The 16,904-nt window shown below is 41.3% G+C and carries 21 protein-coding genes; 11 read left to right on the top strand and 10 right to left on the bottom strand.

The genetic code is table 11. The features are described from left to right. The 5 genes from Q0192_RS06490 to Q0192_RS06510 form a co-directional block, all read right to left on the bottom strand. A partial coding sequence (locus tag Q0192_RS06490; RefSeq protein WP_299287862.1) for a zinc-binding alcohol dehydrogenase family protein occupies positions 1-296 on the bottom strand: 296 nt, incomplete at its 3' end. A gap of 171 nt (positions 297-467) precedes the next feature. Continuing rightward, entirely contained in the window at positions 468-1,220 is a 753-nt protein-coding gene (locus Q0192_RS06495) for an SDR family oxidoreductase (RefSeq protein WP_299287864.1), read from the bottom strand. 63 nt (positions 1,221-1,283) lie between these two features. Next, on the bottom strand, positions 1,284-1,883 hold the full coding sequence (locus tag Q0192_RS06500; protein WP_299287866.1) for a Crp/Fnr family transcriptional regulator: 600 nt from the start codon (positions 1,881-1,883) through the stop codon (positions 1,284-1,286). A 361-nt stretch (positions 1,884-2,244) separates the two neighbouring features. Further along, positions 2,245-2,466, bottom strand: a complete 222-nt coding sequence (locus Q0192_RS06505) for a hypothetical protein (protein WP_299287868.1) — start codon at positions 2,464-2,466, stop codon at positions 2,245-2,247. Positions 2,467-2,473: 7 nt separating this feature from the next. Beyond that, positions 2,474-3,688: an RtcB family protein gene (locus Q0192_RS06510; RefSeq protein WP_299287872.1), complete on the bottom strand. Its 1,215-nt coding sequence runs from the start codon at positions 3,686-3,688 to the stop codon at positions 2,474-2,476. A 201-nt stretch (positions 3,689-3,889) separates the two neighbouring features. On the opposite strand from Q0192_RS06510, the gene Q0192_RS06515 reads away from it, so the two are divergent. From Q0192_RS06515 to Q0192_RS06530, 4 genes are all read left to right on the top strand, one after another. Continuing rightward, positions 3,890-4,096 (top strand): hypothetical protein, encoded by a 207-nt coding sequence (locus Q0192_RS06515; RefSeq protein WP_299287875.1) that lies wholly within the window; start codon positions 3,890-3,892, stop codon positions 4,094-4,096. Then, the gene (locus tag Q0192_RS06520) at positions 4,093-4,545 is read left to right on the top strand and encodes a PIN domain-containing protein (RefSeq protein ID WP_299287878.1); all 453 of its coding nucleotides are present in this window, start codon (positions 4,093-4,095) and stop codon (positions 4,543-4,545) included. Before Q0192_RS06515 ends, Q0192_RS06520 begins: the two co-directional genes overlap by 4 nt. A gap of 296 nt (positions 4,546-4,841) precedes the next feature. Continuing rightward, on the top strand, positions 4,842-5,732 hold the full coding sequence (locus Q0192_RS06525; RefSeq protein WP_299287881.1) for a helix-turn-helix domain-containing protein: 891 nt from the start codon (positions 4,842-4,844) through the stop codon (positions 5,730-5,732). A 65-nt stretch (positions 5,733-5,797) separates the two neighbouring features. Further along, positions 5,798-6,535, top strand: a complete 738-nt coding sequence (locus Q0192_RS06530; protein ID WP_299287884.1) for an SDR family oxidoreductase — start codon at positions 5,798-5,800, stop codon at positions 6,533-6,535. 154 nt (positions 6,536-6,689) lie between these two features. Here Q0192_RS06530 and Q0192_RS06535 read toward each other — a convergent pair whose 3' ends face one another. The 3 genes from Q0192_RS06535 to Q0192_RS06545 all read right to left on the bottom strand — a co-directional run bounded on the left by Q0192_RS06535 (position 6,690) and on the right by Q0192_RS06545 (position 9,527). Continuing rightward, positions 6,690-8,042 (bottom strand): Gfo/Idh/MocA family oxidoreductase, encoded by a 1,353-nt coding sequence (locus Q0192_RS06535; RefSeq protein ID WP_299287887.1) that lies wholly within the window; start codon positions 8,040-8,042, stop codon positions 6,690-6,692. A gap of 8 nt (positions 8,043-8,050) precedes the next feature. Further along, positions 8,051-8,752, bottom strand: coding sequence for a DUF1080 domain-containing protein (locus Q0192_RS06540; RefSeq protein ID WP_299287890.1), 702 nt, complete (start codon positions 8,750-8,752; stop codon positions 8,051-8,053). 289 nt (positions 8,753-9,041) lie between these two features. Further along, positions 9,042-9,527, bottom strand: coding sequence for a DUF4112 domain-containing protein (locus tag Q0192_RS06545; protein WP_299287893.1), 486 nt, complete (start codon positions 9,525-9,527; stop codon positions 9,042-9,044). A 189-nt stretch (positions 9,528-9,716) separates the two neighbouring features. Here Q0192_RS06545 and Q0192_RS06550 point away from each other — a divergent pair, with 189 nt between their 5' ends. The 3 genes from Q0192_RS06550 (at position 9,717) to Q0192_RS06560 (ending at position 11,537) form a co-directional block, all read left to right on the top strand. Further along, positions 9,717-10,406, top strand: coding sequence for a pseudouridine synthase (locus tag Q0192_RS06550; protein WP_299287896.1), 690 nt, complete (start codon positions 9,717-9,719; stop codon positions 10,404-10,406). A 78-nt stretch (positions 10,407-10,484) separates the two neighbouring features. Continuing rightward, the gene (locus Q0192_RS06555; RefSeq protein WP_299287899.1) at positions 10,485-10,922 is read left to right on the top strand and encodes a hypothetical protein; all 438 of its coding nucleotides are present in this window, start codon (positions 10,485-10,487) and stop codon (positions 10,920-10,922) included. A 324-nt stretch (positions 10,923-11,246) separates the two neighbouring features. Further along, complete coding sequence (locus Q0192_RS06560; protein WP_299287902.1) at positions 11,247-11,537, top strand: hypothetical protein; 291 nt, start codon at positions 11,247-11,249, stop codon at positions 11,535-11,537. A gap of 15 nt (positions 11,538-11,552) precedes the next feature. Here the strand turns inward: Q0192_RS06560 and Q0192_RS06565 are convergent, their stop codons facing one another. Further along, positions 11,553-13,946, bottom strand: coding sequence for a mechanosensitive ion channel domain-containing protein (locus Q0192_RS06565; protein WP_299287904.1), 2,394 nt, complete (start codon positions 13,944-13,946; stop codon positions 11,553-11,555). A gap of 290 nt (positions 13,947-14,236) precedes the next feature. Between Q0192_RS06565 and Q0192_RS06570 the strand changes: the two genes are divergently transcribed. The 4 genes from Q0192_RS06570 (at position 14,237) to arsB (ending at position 16,406) form a co-directional block, all read left to right on the top strand. Continuing rightward, entirely contained in the window at positions 14,237-14,431 is a 195-nt protein-coding gene (locus Q0192_RS06570) for a hypothetical protein (RefSeq protein WP_299287907.1), read from the top strand. Between the two features lie 142 nt (positions 14,432-14,573). After that, complete coding sequence (locus Q0192_RS06575) at positions 14,574-14,906, top strand: metalloregulator ArsR/SmtB family transcription factor (RefSeq protein ID WP_299287910.1); 333 nt, start codon at positions 14,574-14,576, stop codon at positions 14,904-14,906. 1 nt (position 14,907) lies between these two features. Further along, positions 14,908-15,327, top strand: coding sequence for an arsenate reductase ArsC (locus Q0192_RS06580; RefSeq protein ID WP_299287913.1), 420 nt, complete (start codon positions 14,908-14,910; stop codon positions 15,325-15,327). After that, positions 15,324-16,406, top strand: coding sequence for an ACR3 family arsenite efflux transporter (arsB, locus tag Q0192_RS06585; RefSeq protein WP_299287916.1), 1,083 nt, complete (start codon positions 15,324-15,326; stop codon positions 16,404-16,406). The genes Q0192_RS06580 and arsB overlap by 4 nt, the downstream gene beginning before the upstream one ends. A 264-nt stretch (positions 16,407-16,670) precedes the next feature. Here the strand turns inward: arsB and Q0192_RS06590 are convergent. Next, a partial coding sequence (locus tag Q0192_RS06590; RefSeq protein ID WP_299287919.1) for a hypothetical protein occupies positions 16,671-16,904 on the bottom strand: 234 nt, incomplete at its 5' end.

The following is a 16,904-nucleotide window of genomic DNA, read 5'->3' on the forward strand; positions in this document are numbered from 1 at the left end:
GCCATAACCTCTTCCCCAACCTGAAGCCGTGATACGCCAGGCCCAACCGACTCAATCACACCTGCCGCATCTGCGCCGGGAACTACGGGAAAATTCACCATGCTATTTTCAATTTTACGCAACAACCCGTCTGTTGGGTTAACCCCAGCAGCTTTTACACGGATTCGAACCTCGCCGGCTTCCGGCGGCCGCACGGCCCGTTCAACAATTTTAATTATTTCCGGGCCGCCCAAGCCTTCGTAGGTGATAGCCTTGCCAGACACTGTGTCTGGAGTTGATTCAATCATTTCTGTCATATACTTTATTTTAAATGTTTTTACTTAATGCGGAGAGACTGTTCAATAATCTGTTTTGAAGTTTTAACGATAATATCTGGTTAGTTCCAGGTTATAAAAACCTTAGTTCTTACTGTTGCGCTCACTCTTGATGGTTCTTTCTTTAAATTTAAAACTTGTGTGTTCCAAATATTACCACGGGTTGTTAACCAGGTGTTCCTCAACATGGGTAAAAAAGCATCCGGTAGGGCCGTTATCATCGAGGCAAGCTAACCATACGGCTGGCCGGGCTCCTTGTTCAACGGTATAAGGTGCGTTCGGTCCACCTGCGTCTGTTTGAGTAAGGCCGGGATCGGCACTGTTGACTTTTATTCCGTCCTGTCTCAACTCTTTGGCCAATAATACCGTGAACATATTTAATGCAGCTTTTGAAACAGCATACGGGATACGTGGTGGCTTAGGGCCATTCTGATGTAAGTGTTCGCTGGAGAGAGTTACCGATCCAATTGAGGAAGACATATTGACGATACGGCCAGCCGTACTTTGCTTGATTAATGGTAGAAAAGCTTGGGTTACGTTTACCTGTGCCAGAAAGTTAGTTTCGAGAAACTCGAGTAATAGCCCACGACTTGCCTGACTTGGCAAACCGCCATCTGTTGCTTTAGGTAAAATAGCGGCGTTATTAACTAAAATGTCTAAATAGCCAAACCTTTCAGTAACGAACCGGACGGCTTCGTCAATGCTGTTGGTTTCGGTTATATCAAGTAAAACAAATAATGCGTCAATTCCTTCGGCTATCAAACCATCTACGGCAGTCTGGCCGGCGGCTGCATTTCTGGCACCTAACAAAACTTTGATCTGCCTTTTGCCTAATTGACGCGCAATCTCGAAGCCCAACCCCCTGTTAGCCCCGCTTATTAAAGCTATTTTTGGTCGTATTTCCATCTTGTATTTTTTTTGCAAGATAGTACGGCCCAAAACTGTTTACGCTTGCCTAAAGACAAGAAATCAGCCAGCCAACTGTCGTGTGTTCCGTCGGATCCGGCTGAGGCTTGTATCTGTTACACTTAAATAAGAGGCGATATATTTTAATGGAACCCTTTTAATCAGTTCCGGTTCGTTTTTAAGAAAATGAAGATAACGTTCGCGCGCGTTGAGCCTTACCCTGAAAAGGTTGCGCTGTTTGTAACCAACAAGAACCTTTTGATATAACAACCTGCCAAATCTTTCAAAATCGGGGTAATCCTTGAACAACAAATCTAAGGTGACCCTGTTTACACAAAGGATGATAGAGTCTTCCAATGCTACTACGTTGGTTTGGCTAACCGCAGTACCGGAGAAACTTACTAATTCGCAGGTAAACGAGCCTTCCCTGAAAAAGCCATTCGTGTACTCGATGTTTTCGGCATCATACGAATAAGACCGGAACAACCCCTCGTACACGAATCCCCACCAATCTCCATATTGGCCTTCTTTAAGCAAGAATTCACCTTTATATACATGCCGGCAATTGAACGAAGCGGTAATTTTAACTGCGTCCTCGTCGGTTACTGCGATGTAACGACGAATTTGTTTTGTAAGCCAGATAGAGGTTTCTTTTTCAGACATGGTTTTGTAAAGTTAAGCAAAAGTAAACCGATGGTAATTTTATACTTTTTTGTTATTGGCAAACCTCCGGGCCGAGCTGGAGAGTTCTCGTTTTCTTAATTATTTTGCTTCTTATTATGGAATATTTGGTAGTGCTTTAGAATGTGTGCTAAAGTTAATGAATAAAATAGCAGTGGGATAAATTACGTTTGACAGTCGTTATGTGCGGAATAACGGTTCAGGTAATTGTCTTTACTGCACAAGTGCAAAGGTGAAAAAAAATGACAGGAAGCGTACTGGCCCATGCTTCTTTTATCACCTAAAAATCATTGTCCATACTTCTATACTTTCTAAAATACCAGGCAATGGCCGAACGGTACAATTAATTGTTCCAACCAAAACCTACGGCAAACAATTCCGGTTGCAAAACATGGAAAAGCAAAGGTTCACCGTGGTCGTCAGAATAAAACTTCAGTGCTTCCGCTGGTAAGTTTACATCTTCTTCTGCCTGCGGATAAACGCGCATCCTAAATTCTTTTTCCCTACAAATTAGCAGATCGCGGGCAGGGTTTTCTGAATCAGGAACTAATTCAAATTGAAACATGATTGGGTCAATCTTTGTAAGGGTCAAAAGTTTCGCCGCCAGCCATTGCTACACCAATTGGATGCAAGCGGTGCAACACTTTAATCGTGTTTCCCTGATATTGCAAAACCTCGTCCAGCTTTTTATAACATTGCGGTGCTTCGTCTGCACCGGCACCGCGCAGTTCGATGTGCCAATCTTTCATCTGTGCTTTTACGGCATCAAAATCAACCTGACCTTTGGCTATTAGGGTTGGCCGTTTTTTGCCATCTTTTCCGGCTATCCATTTCTTTTTTCCGGCAGCTTGTGTTCGGCTCATTACACGACCAGCGCCATGAACCGTAGAATACAAACCTTTTCGGGAAAGTTCCGAATCTACGCCTTCTACAATCACCGAAGTATCGGCCATGGTAGCGCCAATAAAACCTTGCTGACTGGGAAAAGCCGGCGTACAACCTTTGCGCACCACATAATATTGCTGTCCGAAATGCTCTTCCTGCCAGGCAAAGTTGTGGTGGTTGTGCACTTCAAAAGTAACTTTTGGGTTGCCTAAAATTTCCAGCACTTTTTGCACTACCAAATCCCGGCCTGCGTAAGCGTATTTTCCGGCAATGTTCATGGCTTCCAAATAAGCCTGACCGGTTGCCGAAGTGAGGTCAAATAAAATAGGAGGCGCATCCATTGAACCTTCTTTGCCATGATCGGTAAAAGTTAAACCTTGAGACATTGCGATAAAACCGGTTGCCGTTTTATGGCCAAAACCACGCGAACCAAAATGAACGCCAATCCATAAAAAGCCTTGCTCGTCTTGAAACAAATCAATAAAATGATTGCCGGAACCAACTGTTCCCAACTGTTCGGCAGCCAAATTAATCAACTTTCTTTGTGGTTTAAAATCTGCATTTCTGATTTCCTCCAACACCGAATGATCTACCCGTTCATTATTGTATCGGCCAACCCCAAAAGAAATACGCCTGAAAATCTCGTCCAGTACTTTTGGCGTATTGATTTCATCAGCCATAATATTCGTCCGCACCGCTTTGTTGCCGCAGCCAATATCAAAGCCAACACCCGACAGGGAAACTTTATTTTTATAAGCAACCGCGCCACCGATGGGGTGGCCATAACCGTAATGTGCATCGGCAGTTAGCACGGCTAAATCTTCTTCTCCAAAGCAGTTTTTTATTTGGGCGATTGATTTTTGGTCTATGATTTCTTCTCCGAAAATTGTTAGGTTATCCATGTCTGCTTGTATTTATTAGATTGCTGCCTGGGTTTGTGTTCCCATTCGGCTTATTATAAATACCGCTGATGCTTCTTTTATGTTTGTTTTTTTGGGTTGGGGAAGGAGGAAGATTGAAAATAAAAATCAACCAGCAAAATCTATCCGTTTTAAAAAAATTAATAAACTTTCTTAACTTAGACAAGCTAACAAAACCATAAAATGCTGGTAGAAAGAACAACAAATAATGAAATTGTGATCACTATATCTTCTTCTGTTGACAGTTTCGGGGTTCAGCGATTGATTGATTACGCAAAATATTTAGAAGCAACATCACAAAGCAAGGCAAAACAAGCTGATGCGGATGTTTTGGCTGAAGAGGTGAATGCTTCCTGGTGGGAGAACAACCGCAGCCGCTTTTTAAAGTGAAATTAATAGTTGACGCGAACATCGTTTTTAGTGCGATATTAAACACCAATGGTAAAATTGGAGACTTACTAATCAATTCTAATAAGTATTTCAATTTTATTGCACCCGATTTTTTAAGAATAGAAATCAAAAAACATTATTCAAAAATTATTAAAATTTCAGGACTAACGTTAGAACAAGTTCAGGAAGCAGAATTTGAAATTTACAAGGATGTTACTTTTATATCCGAAGAACAAATCAAAGCATCAACTTGGATTGAAGCAGAAAAGTTAGTGTTTGACGTTGACCCTAAAGACATTACCTATGTAGCATTTGCCAAACATTTTAAATGTAAGATTTGGAGCGGCGACAAAGCGTTAATCAAAGAATTGGAAAAGAAAGGTTTTAACCGTTTCATCACAACCGATGAACTTTTTAAATTGCGGGAACAAAAGTTTGCGAAAAAATAACTAAGGTAATTATTAAATCTTTTTCAGCAATACACTTTTTTAATTTGGGCGATTGATTTTTGGTCTATGATTTCTTCTCCAAATATGGTTAGGTTTTGCATGTGTGCTTGTATTTATAAGGTTGCTGCTTAGGTTTGTGTTTACAAGCAGCTTATTATAAATACCGTTGATGCTTCTTTTATGTTTGGTTTTTTGGGTTGGGAACGGGATAGAAAATTGGAAATTTGAAAAACCGGATTATAAACCAAAACGAGCAATGCCAATTGCATATTAACAAAAATCATTAGTTTTAGGGGATGCATATCCTCAACTACAACCAACAATTGCCAATTTATTCTTTAGAGCCAGACGATATAACCGGCAACAAACATTTTAGGGTGTATAATTATGAAGGCAGTTTACCAAACCAGTCAGAACTTTTAATACCGCACCGAAAGGACCATTTCCTGTTTGTTTTTATCAGGCGGGCTGGCAGCCGCCAATGGATAGACATGGTGCCCTACATACTTAAAGACAATACGGTTTACTTTTCGGGGCCAAATCAAATCATCGTAAAGGAAGAATTTGAAAAGTTATGGAGTACGGGTATTGCTTTTACTAATGAATTTTTGTCATTTCAGGAAAACGCTTCATTAAGCAAACTGCCGCTAATTCAAAACCTTTATAACGGCCACGAATTGCTGCTTAAAGAAGCTGATGTCAATTTTGTAGAAGATATGCTGGCCAAGATCAATGCCGAGTATCAAAACCCAAGTGAATGGCAGCAACGCATGTTGGCCGCTTACTTAACGGTGCTGCTTACTTATTTAAGCAGACTATATACCAAGCAGTTCAAGGATAACGGTACTTCGGTGGATAAGCTGTTACTGCAGCAATTTCAGGCAAAAATCAACGAGTGCTTCCGCGAACTGCATGAAGTGGGCGATTATGCTTCCTTACTACATATTTCTGCCGGCCATTTAAGCGAAGTGGTAAAAACACAAAGTGGCAAGCCAGCAATCAAACATATCCATGAGCGGCTGGTACTGGAAGCCCGGCGCTTGCTGTTTCATACCCATAATTCTTTAAAAGAAATTGCCTTTGACCTCGGTTTTGCAGATGCCTCTTATTTTAACCGCTTCTTCAAACGTGAAACTGGTGTAACGCCTGCCGAGTACCGGGCCAACATCCGTAAAATGTACCGTTAATACCATTGGATGTGTTACATCCGGGTATATGCACGCTGTAAATTTGTACTGTTAAACAATTAATTATGAAAACAGTACTGATAACAGGAGCAAACAAAAGCATTGGCTTTGAAACGGTCAGGCAATTATTACAGCAAGGGTATTATGTATATTTGGGAAGCCGGGACATAGAAAAAGGCCAACAGGCAGTTAGCCAGCTACAGTCGGAAGGCTTAAACCAGGTCGAGCCTATAGAGATTGATGTAGATCAAATTGAATCAATCAAGGCCGCGCGCGAAGTACTTGGCCGGAAAACTGAAATACTGGACGTGCTGATTAATAATGCTGGTGTCAGTGGCACTATGCCGCAAACGCCATTAGAAACGGATATCAGCGTGTTTAAGCAAGTGTTTGAAACCAATTTTTTTGGCGTAATAGAAGTAACACAGGCGTTTATAGACTTGCTAAAGCAATCGCCGGAGCCGAGGATTGTTAATGTTACTTCAGGCTTGGGTTCACTAACTTTGCATAACGATCCTTCCTGGAAGTATTACCAAGTTAAAGCTGCCGTTTATGTTCCGTCTAAAACTGCCCTTAATGCTTATACCATTATGCTGGCCCATAACTTGCGCGATACGCCATTTAAAGTAAATGCCGTTGACCCTGGTTATACGGCTACAGATTTTAATTACCATAGTGGCCCCGGAACCGTGCCGGATGCTGCTGCCCGGGTAGTAAAAGCAGCGATGTTAGGTTCAGATGGGCCGACAGGTCAATTTTTTAGTGATGACAATGCACCGGAAACAGGGATTAGTCCGTGGTAAAAGTGTATTAGCATATTACAATTTTAAACAGGCCAGATGGTGGAACGCCAATGGAATGATTGAAAGATTAAGGACGATGCTTCTTTTACCCACATAAAATTGGCAAGCGTATAACAGGAAAAAGCCGGAACTTTGATTGGTTCCGGCTTTTCTCTCAAACTTTTGGTTCCCAGCCAGGCTCGTAACTACGGCTCCATAGTTTTTGTGCTTCGGGGTCGTTCAGGATATGCCCGTTTTTAGGGTCGAGATGCAAATCACGGCCAACACGCCAAGAAATATTGCCTAATTGCATGGGCAATATACTTTTATGACCCAATTCAACATCACAGCTCGGGCGTTTATTATTACGGATCGCATCCAAAAAGTTGGCAACGTGCTGGCTGTCCATTCCTAAACTTGGACTGGCAGTATTTCGGCCTTGTAAGCCTGCATCTTCTGCCGGCCCTTGTTTTTTTACCTGTTTTACTAATTTACCGCTCAGGTCATATTGGGTATATTCTTCGCCGTCGGTATCCATACTGCCATTATCGCCGTAAAAAATAATGCCCCGTTCGGCACCTTCTATCTTTCTTCCGTTCGAGCTCCTGTTTTCCCACAGCAGCGATACGCGGCCCGGATAATCCATCGTAACAATTTGTGTATCCGGCGTTTGCCAATCGTCTTTAAACTGGTATCGGCCACCAACCGAACTTACCCTTGTCGGAAAATCTACATTGAGTCCCCATCGTGCCATGTCCACTTCGTGCGTACCGTTGTTTAAGGCTTCACCAGTGCCGTAATCCCAAAACCAATGCCAGTTGTAGTGGATCAACCCGTCCTGGTAAGGTTTGCGCGGTGCCGGGCCCTGCCACAAGTCATAGTTCAACCATTCGGGAGCCGCAGCAGGTTTAAGGTAAGTAGCTTTGCGGTTGTTGGTGTACCAGGTTTTGGCCAGGTAAACCCTGCCGATAACGCCTTTATGCAATTCTTCTACACATTGTATGGCCAACGGGGAAGAGCGTCGTTGTGCGCCCATTTGTACAATCCGGTCATATTTTCTTGCTGCCCGTACGGCCAATTCCCCTTCGTGCGGATTATGGCTGAGCGGTTTTTCCACATACACATGCTTTCCGGCCTGGCAGCCCATAATGGTCATTGGTGCGTGCCAATGATCGGGCGTGGCAATATAAATGGCATCAATACTTTTATCCTGCATCACTTTACGGCAATCGCCTTCGCCTTTGGGCGCATCCGCTCCGGTTATGGCCGATACCGACTTTTGGACTTTGGGTATTGTCCTTGAATCCACATCACATACGGTATTAATCATCAAATTTGGCTGACGGGCAAAAGTGCCCGACATACTGCCGCCCCGGCCGTTTAGCCCGATGATAGCCATATGGATGCGGTCGTTTGCACCGATGATCCTTTTATAACTTGCTGCCGTAAAACTAAATGCTTTGCTTCCCAAAGCAAGGCCGCCGGTAGTTATCGCCACCTTTTTGATAAAATCGCGTCTTTTTTCCATAGCACAATTTATTGCTTGATCTTTATATTCCTGAAATGAATTACATCACCATGTTCCTGTAAAAGAATTGCCGAACGGTCTGCTTCGGCAAAACCTGTAGTAGTTTTAAATTTGCTTTCGGCAACCATGCTTTTAAACTTTTCGCTGCTGCGGTCGTATTCCAAAATTTTCTTTCCGTTTAGCCAGTGTTCTACATGTTTTCCTTTGGAGATGATGTGCATATTGTTCCATTCGCCCAAGGCATTAACTTTTTTATCGGCGGCTGGAGGCATGATATCGTACAGGCTTCCAAGAGAACGGTTGCCATTCCTGCCCATTTTTGCATCCGGATGATTTACATCGTCAATAAGCTGATACTCGCAACCCAAAGAAGTATTTTTAATTAAAAAACATTTCACACCGCTATTGGTTCCTTTTTCCAATTTAAAATCAAGAGAAAGATCAAAATCGGTGTATTCTTTTGTGGTGATGATGTCGCCGCCTTCGCCATCCTCAAGGCTTACGCTAAGCACGCCGTTTTCTATTTTCCAGCCTTTTCCTGTAAAAAGCGTTCCGTTAGCTTTTTGCCATCCTTCAAATGTTTTTCCGTCAAAAAGCAAAACCCAACCCTGTTTAATTTCTTTTTTAGTAAGAAAAGGCAATTGCGCTTTTGCTGGATTGATACCGGTAAAACTTAGCGCCAACAGCAACAGGTAGATTTTGATAGTCATGGTTAAAGAATTGTAAATGGTGTTTTTTGGTATAGTGCCTGTTTAAACTTTATTAAAGTTATTTTTGATGCTTCTTTTATCACATAAAAATCATTGGTTCTTTCATTTTCTTTATCAGGAAAAATAGTTGAAAATCAAATTTACCGGCATAAAAGAAGCATGCGATTGTATGGGTATAAATTTAAACAGGCTTAAAATAAATCGTAATAAGTTTTATTGGTTTAAGTTTTTAATTTCGGTTACTAAGCTATAAAAATCAACATACAATTTATAAGCTTTTATTTTCAAATTAAATCCAGCCAGCAACCCATTTTGTAATGGCATAAAGCAAAAACAAAAACGCCGCAAAAAACACCAGCAGCACCAAAAACAACATGACCAAAACGCCCGTGCCTTTTCCCTGGTGTTTGCCTTCTTCGTAATGTTCTTTCAGCAGTTTAATGTTGCGCGAATTGGACTTGTAATAGAAATCAGAAATTTGCCCGATGAGCGGAACCGCGCCGATCAAAGCATCCACACAAATATTTATGACCATCAAGATCAAAACTTTCCTGCTTACACCATGCCGCGCCATTACCCAAACCAAAACTGCGCCGACCAAAAAGCCTGAAATATCGCCGGCAACGGGGATCAAATTCATGATCGGGTCTAAACCAAAACGAAACTTTGTGCCGGGAATGCGAAACTTATCGTCCAGCAAATTGGCCATGTATTCTACCCATTTTAATTTTCCGGTTAAATTTACTTGTTGCGGTTTATTGGTGATGAAGGGCATTGGAAGCGGTTAAAATAAAGGTTATACGATGGTAACAAGCGGGTTTTGATTTAGTTGTTTAAAACGGTTAACGTTCAACCTGGCAAAGTTAGTTTTACCATTTGTTAACTCCACTTTTAAATTCAAACTTTTATACCAATACTTCTTTTATTGCCCTAAATTTGGCGTCCACAAAAAAACGATCAACCCTTGCCTTTAGAAATTTTATTCCGCGATGAACATTTGGTGGCCATCAACAAGCCGCATGGTTTGCTGGTGCACCGCTCTAATATTGCGCGCGATGCAGAAGAGTTTGCCTTGCAATTGTTAAAAAACCAGATTGGCCAATGGGTAAACCCGGTGCACCGGCTCGACCGCAAAACCGGCGGTGTTTTGCTTTTTGCGTTGGATAAAGAGACCGAAAAAGCCATGCAGCAGCAATTTGCAGAAAACAAAGTGCAAAAAAAGTACCTGGCCATCGTGCGCGGCCACACACCTGATTTTGAAGAGATTGATTATCCGTTGCGCAAGGAAAACGGCACATTGCAGGATGCTTTTACCGCTTATACAACCTTGCAACGGGCAGAATTGGATGTTCCGCTCGGCGTACATTTAACCTCCAGGTATTCTTTGGTTGAAGCAAAACCTACAACCGGAAGGATGCACCAGTTGCGCAAACATTTCAGCCATATTTTTCATCCCATTATTGGCGACCGTACCCATGGCTGCAACAAACAAAACCGCCTGTTTAAAGCTGAATTTGAAATGGACACAATGTTGCTGCACGCTTCGCAATTGTCTTTCCAGCATCCGGTAACGGGAATGCAAGTTCAAATCAAAGCAAATTTACAACCGGAGTTTTTACGGATGATGAAACTGATGAACTGGCAGCAAGCTTAATTTTTATGCGGTAAAAAAAGCATCAATCGTTACAATTTAAAATTTGTTTTCTTGTTAAATCCAATGCAATTATTATTCATGGTGCTATTCGAAAATGTTTTTGTGAAAAAGAAAAATAATCCAAGTTGGTTTGTTTTGGTACTGTTTTTATCATGCTTAATTTTTGCCTGTAAAAGAAGCATTAACCAACAATCGCACCGCGATTACGATCCAATTTTGGTGCGTACTTTAAACAAGTTGGAACAAAAGTATGCCGATAAAAAAGTAAGGGTAAACACCTGGAACAACAAAGCCGGTGCTTATCAGGATATTGCAATTTTGGATGCTGAAGAACTTCCGACCAAACGGATTTTGACCATTGGTGATAGTGTTCAATTGATTGGGATTGATCTAAACCATACAACTGGCATCCTGGCAAAAATAAAATACAGCAACAACCAAACCGGTTATATCCCATATAATTACGTAGAAGAATTTGAACCGGCCGCTTTAGTAGATCCTGACTTGAAAGATTGAAAAAAATTTTAAAACAGCAAACAGATTTACTGTAAACAAGTTATATTTTTTTGATTAATTTTTACCTTGTTTTTGATCGTTTTTCTTTTAACAATTGTCTTTCTAAACAAAAAATTTAACTTAAAACCCGTATTATTACTTTTAAATTAACAGTAGTAATACGTGTTGCCCTAATATTGGAACAGATATATTTGTTTATGTACTACAATTAAATTTTAGTTACACATTTTACTTAGAACTATGTATTTAAATTTATTGATACAAAGAAGGTTGTAGTTTACCAGGCCTGTAATTAGTTACAATAAATTTTTTAACCAATATCATATGGAAACACAAGATACCTCTTATCTGGGAGTCGAACTAAAATTGCGCTATTTTGAAGAGTTTAAAATATGCGGGCTTCCGATACCTCCTTACAGCAAAGGTTCGGGCTTTGTTTTGAAGTTTGATGATGCAAAAAGTTACCTCAATTACAGGACTGCATTGAAAGCAATTTTATTTGAACTTCATCGTGCCGACCCTAAAAATTCCAATTATGAAATACAACACAGCAAGGCCTTGATCAAATATGTTTTATATATTATGAGGGAAGAACTGTCAAAAAGGCAAAATTAAAATTGTTGTTTCCGCTTACATCATTTTAATGCCTTTTTCTTTGAAATGGATAAACAATTGTTCGAGTATTTTTCCTTTAAAACTGTTTTCAGTATAAACACTGTTGATCCAAACCAATAGCTTTAACTCAATACTATCGGCAGCAACTGTGTTAAACAAAATTTCTACCGGTGTATTTTTTACGGTGTCTTCCGCTTTTCCAACTTCTTCTTCAATAATCTTTTTTACGCTGTCCAAGTCGGCGTCGGTGTTTACTTTCAGCAGCATTTCGGTCCTTAAATACGTGTTGCTCAACGTCCAGTTTACCAGCCGTGCCGATAGCAGATCGCCGTTAGGCACGATCACTTCCGAACCTTGTTGCGTCAACATCCGGCTGGCCCGAATGCCAATGTCCAATACTTTGCCTTTTTTATCGGCCAGTTCTATAAAATCGCCCACCTGAAATGGCTTTTCAAAAATCAGGATAATGCCTGATACAAAGTTGTTTACGATATTTTGCATTCCCAAGCCAATACCAACACTTAGTGCGCCAAGTACAATGGTCAACTTGTCCAGTTGGATTCCCGAAGCATTGATCGCCAAAAAAAATCCAACCAAAATTATCACCAGCCGGATGAGTGCCAACTTAGAACTTTTATGTTCGGTTTTACCCATAAAAGCCGAACTTTCTTCACCCAGCAAAATGCCGATGTTTTTTTGCAGCCAGTTAGACAAGTAAATAATGATACCAAAAAGCAGGATGTTTCCAAGTGTATAATTGATACTGCCCAGAGCGTGTTGCTTGTAGAGCATCGTTTCAACAATAGAAAATAATGCGCCAGAGAAATTGAGGTTGATAAAGAACACCAGAAGCCAAAGCAAAACGGCCACGATGGAAAGTGCCTTGCGGAAAGCTTTGCGGACTTTGCTAAAATTGATTTTCGAGAAAATGCCTTTTGTTGAAGAACTTATACGGGTCTGCAGTTCAAACGCTTCGGATAAAATGTGTACTAAAACTGCCAGCCCGACAATTTGAGTAAGCGAAGCAATAGCGGTTTGGCTGAAAACTTTTGCCAGACTGATACGGCCAAAAAGGTTGAGCAGCACCGCCAGCCCGTTTAGCAAAAAGAAAATGCCGGTTACCGGTTTTAAATATTTTTTGGCGATTACCACGCGGTCTATCCTTTTATAAAAAACAAAACCCAGATAAACAGAGCCCAGGTTGAGCAGGATAAGCACGCTTCTTAAAATTAAGCCATAATTAAGCACCGTAACCGTAACCGTTATGGTTGCATAAAAAGCCGAAATAAGCAGCCAGAACTTAAACTTTTGCGGATTGAGGCGTTTACGGAAAAACAGCGTAAGCACTACCAGCAGCACAAACTGTACAAGTTCGATGTAGGAGGGCGGCGAGTTTGGCTCAAATAGCGGTGCCAGGCTCAACACCACAATCAGCGTGGCCAAAACCGGAACGGCACTAATGTAGCTAAATTTTAAGCCGGTAAGTTTGGGGTTTGCCGGGAGCTTGTTGACGGCTTTGAAATTGCGAAAAACCCAGATAAAAAAAGCAATGCCAAATAGCATGAGCAGCAGCCGGTTGTCCCAGGTGTTGTTGATGAAGTAAGACAAAACACGGTTTTGCCCCTGGTAAGAAGAGCGGAACAAGTTGCCCAAATTGGTAGTGGTGGTAACAGGCGGTGCCGACCATAGATAAGGCGATTCTTTGCTAAACGCGTTTTGGTCGGTTGCTTTTAACCTTTCGCGGATGTTGGCCTGCAAGTCGTTCATCTCAAAATAAAGTGAAGAAACCTGGGCCAGCACTTTGCCTACACTGTCTAAACTTGCCGTAGTGGTTTTGCCCGTTTGTTGCAGTTGCAGGCGCAGGTTTTGCAGTTGGCTGCTGTAAAGGCTTTCTTGCGTGGTGTCGTTTCCGGCAGTAGATAAAATGGTATCGGCACTAAAACGGACAATTTGCTGCGACATCTGCCTCAAATTACTGTTGTAAGCCGAAAGCGTGGCGCGCCAATCGGACAAACGGCTTTGTTCGTTTTTTAAAATATTCTGGTAGCTCAGCAATGTTTTTGTTTCGATAATGCGTGTCGAGCCAACCATGTCTTCTTTTATTTCCGCAACGTTGGCTTGTACTTCCGGCAGTTCGGTACGGATTTGTTCCAGGTTGTAGCCGGTTTTGTTATGCGAATTGATTTGCTCGATGGCGTTTTTTGCCTGCGCGATACGAAAAAGCAAAGTATCCGGAACAACTTGGTTTGCAGCGGCAGCTTTGGGCGGAAGCGTGGTTTTGGCCGAATCGGATGCTGTTTTTACCGGTATATTTTCTTGCCCGGCTGCCATTTTCGGCACAACCAAAAACAGGAAATAGAGGCAAAGCAAAACCAACTTGTAAAACAATGAAAAGCGCGGGTAACCCATTTTTTAAAAACCGTTTGTGTTTAACGTAATGCTATTAGCTGCAAAGCTTGGTTTTTGTTTGTCGGCTATCAACAATAAAAACTGCAAAACAAGATTACAAGTTTAAAATTTTGCACAAGTAAAAAATAGGGATAAAAGAAGCATCTACTATTGTTACAAGCATTATAAAGACTGTTAAAATTGTGGGCTTTTAGGTTGCTTGTGCTTAAAGCAAGGATAAATTTTTTCCAATAAACTAAACCAAGAGCTAAAAAAACCGTATGAACCGGTTTAAATTAAATTATCAACTTATGAAAAAAGCGTTATTGTCAGTGCTGGTTTGCGCCCTTTCCGTGGCTTCTTTTGCTCAAGAAAAAGTGGCAAAAGATGAAGTAAAAGTTAAAAAAACAACAACCGTTCCGCAAAAACTGCACAATGTTTTCAGCAAACACAAGCACTACAGCGGCACAAAAGTGAAGCATGTAAAAAAAGTAGAAAAACCTTGATCCTAATTTAAACAGGGTTTAAAACAGGCCGCCCAATAAGGCGGCCTGTTTTGTTTATTGCAATCAACACTGATTTTATGCCGATAAAAGAAGTATGCTTTCTTTTATATTAATCTTTATCGTAATATTGCGATATTAAAATATGGGCATTACTAAAACTGAACACTTTAGCGAACAGCAAAACCTAATTGCGCTGATGGCAAAAGCAATGGGGCACCCGGCGCGCGTAGCTATTATTGAGTATTTGTTAAGTGTGAAGACTTGCATTTGCGGCGATATTGTAAACGAACTGCCGCTGGCGCAACCAACCATTTCGCAGCATTTAAAAGAACTGAAGAATGCCGGTTTAATAAAAGGCAATATCGAAGGAAACGCCATTTGTTATTGCGTGGACGAACAGGCTTTTGCAAAACTGCAAGAATATTTTGGTTCGATTGCTGCTAAATCCATCCAACAAAAAAACAGTTGCTGCTAACATGAAAAACATCTTGGTATTATGCACCGGCAACAGTTGCCGCAGCCAGTTGGCCGAAGGTTATTTACGTTATTTTTCGGATGGTAAAGCCAGAATTTACAGCGCCGGAATTGAAACGCATGGCGTAAACCCAAAAGCGATTGAGGTGATGGCCGAAGACGGAATTGATATTTCCCAGCATACATCAAACCATGTGGATGAATATGCAGATATTCCTTTTGATGATGTAATCACGGTTTGCGATAATGCAAATGAAGCTTGTCCGTTTTTTCCCGGAAACGTAAAACGCTTCCACCAAAATTTTCCTGATCCGGCAAAAGCCCAAGGCAGCCCGGAAGAAGTGTTGGATGAGTTTAGAAAAGTACGAAACCTAATCAAAGTTTATGCTGAAAATTTTGTAAAGCAAAACATCAACCCATGAGCGCCAACAATTGTGCACCGGCGGCAGGACGAAAAAAGTTAGGTTTTTTAGACCGCTTTTTAACACTTTGGATTTTCCTGGCGATGCTTGCCGGTGTGGCCATCGGTTATTTCGTGCCTTCTTCTGCAGGCTTTATCAATTCTTTTTCTAGCGGGACAACCAATATCCCTTTGGCCATCGGTTTGATTTTGATGATGTACCCGCCGCTGGCAAAAGTAAAATATGAAAACCTGGGCGAAGTTTTTAAAGACACCAAAGTATTGGCCGCTTCTTTGGTTTTGAATTGGATTGTTGGGCCCATATTGATGTTTTTGCTGGCGATAACTTTGTTGCACAACTATCCGCATTATATGGTTGGCCTGATTTTGATTGGCCTGGCGCGTTGCATTGCAATGGTGGTAGTTTGGAACGAACTGGCCGAAGGAAACCGCGAATACGCCGCCGGGCTAATTGCATTAAACAGCATTTTCCAGGTTTTGCTATACTCTTTTTATGCCTATATTTTCATTACCGTTTTACCGCCAATGCTTGGTTTAAAAGGATTGGAAGTAAATATTTCGATTAGCCAAATAGCAAAAAGCGTAGGCATTTATCTCGGTGTTCCTTTTGCTTTAGGCATTATCAGCCGTTACTTTTTGATCCAAGTAAAAGGCGAAAACTGGTTTCAAACAAAGTATGTCCCTTTAATTTCGCCGGTTACGTTAATTGCGTTACTGTTTACCATTGTGGTGATGTTTAGTTTAAAAGGCGGATTAGTTGTACGCATTCCAATGGATGTTTTACGCATTGCCATTCCGCTGGTGGTTTACTTTGCCATCATGTTTGTGTTCAGTTTTTTTATCGGGAAATCTTTTGGTGCCGATTATTCCAAAACCACTTCGATTGCGTTTACCGCTACCGGCAACAATTTTGAATTGGCCATTGCCGTTGCCATCGGCGTGTTTGGCATCAATTCGGGCGAAGCTTTTGCCGGCGTAATTGGCCCTTTGGTTGAAGTTCCTGCTTTGATTGCTTTGGTGAATGTGGCCTTTTGGTTCCGCAAAAAGTATTATAGCAAACCAGCGGTTGTTGTTGAGTAATGCTTCTTTTACCGCCTAAAATTCTTTGAACAACCTTTTGGAAACTACGCGTTGTCATTCCGAAATCTTCTTTCAACCCGATGCTTCTTTTACCACCCAAAATTTGAAGTAAATTTTCTTTGTTTGGAATGAGAAAACATATTTCTGATACTTCTTTTATCACCTAAAATTTTGAAGAAGATTTCTCTCTTTGGATCGGAACGACAGCAAACAAAAAAACCGGCAGTAATTAAACTGCCGGTTTTTTAGGTGCTAAAAGAAGCATTAAAAACTGTAACGCAAACCAAATTGCATTTGCCATCTTGAAGCAAAAGGGTCAACCGCATAAGGAACGCCCGGATCGCGGAAAGTGTAAATCGGATACGTAGTTGAAGCGTTTGCAGCACTTGGCGTAACCGCTTTTGATAAACCAACGCTGGAAGTAGAGTTAAACGTGTTTGGCGAGAAATAATAATGTCCCCAGGCTTTGTTCAACAAGGCAGTCAGGTTGATGATATC

The organism is uncultured Mucilaginibacter sp., from assembly GCF_937859865.1.
Lineage (GTDB): Bacteria > Bacteroidota > Bacteroidia > Sphingobacteriales > Sphingobacteriaceae > Mucilaginibacter_A.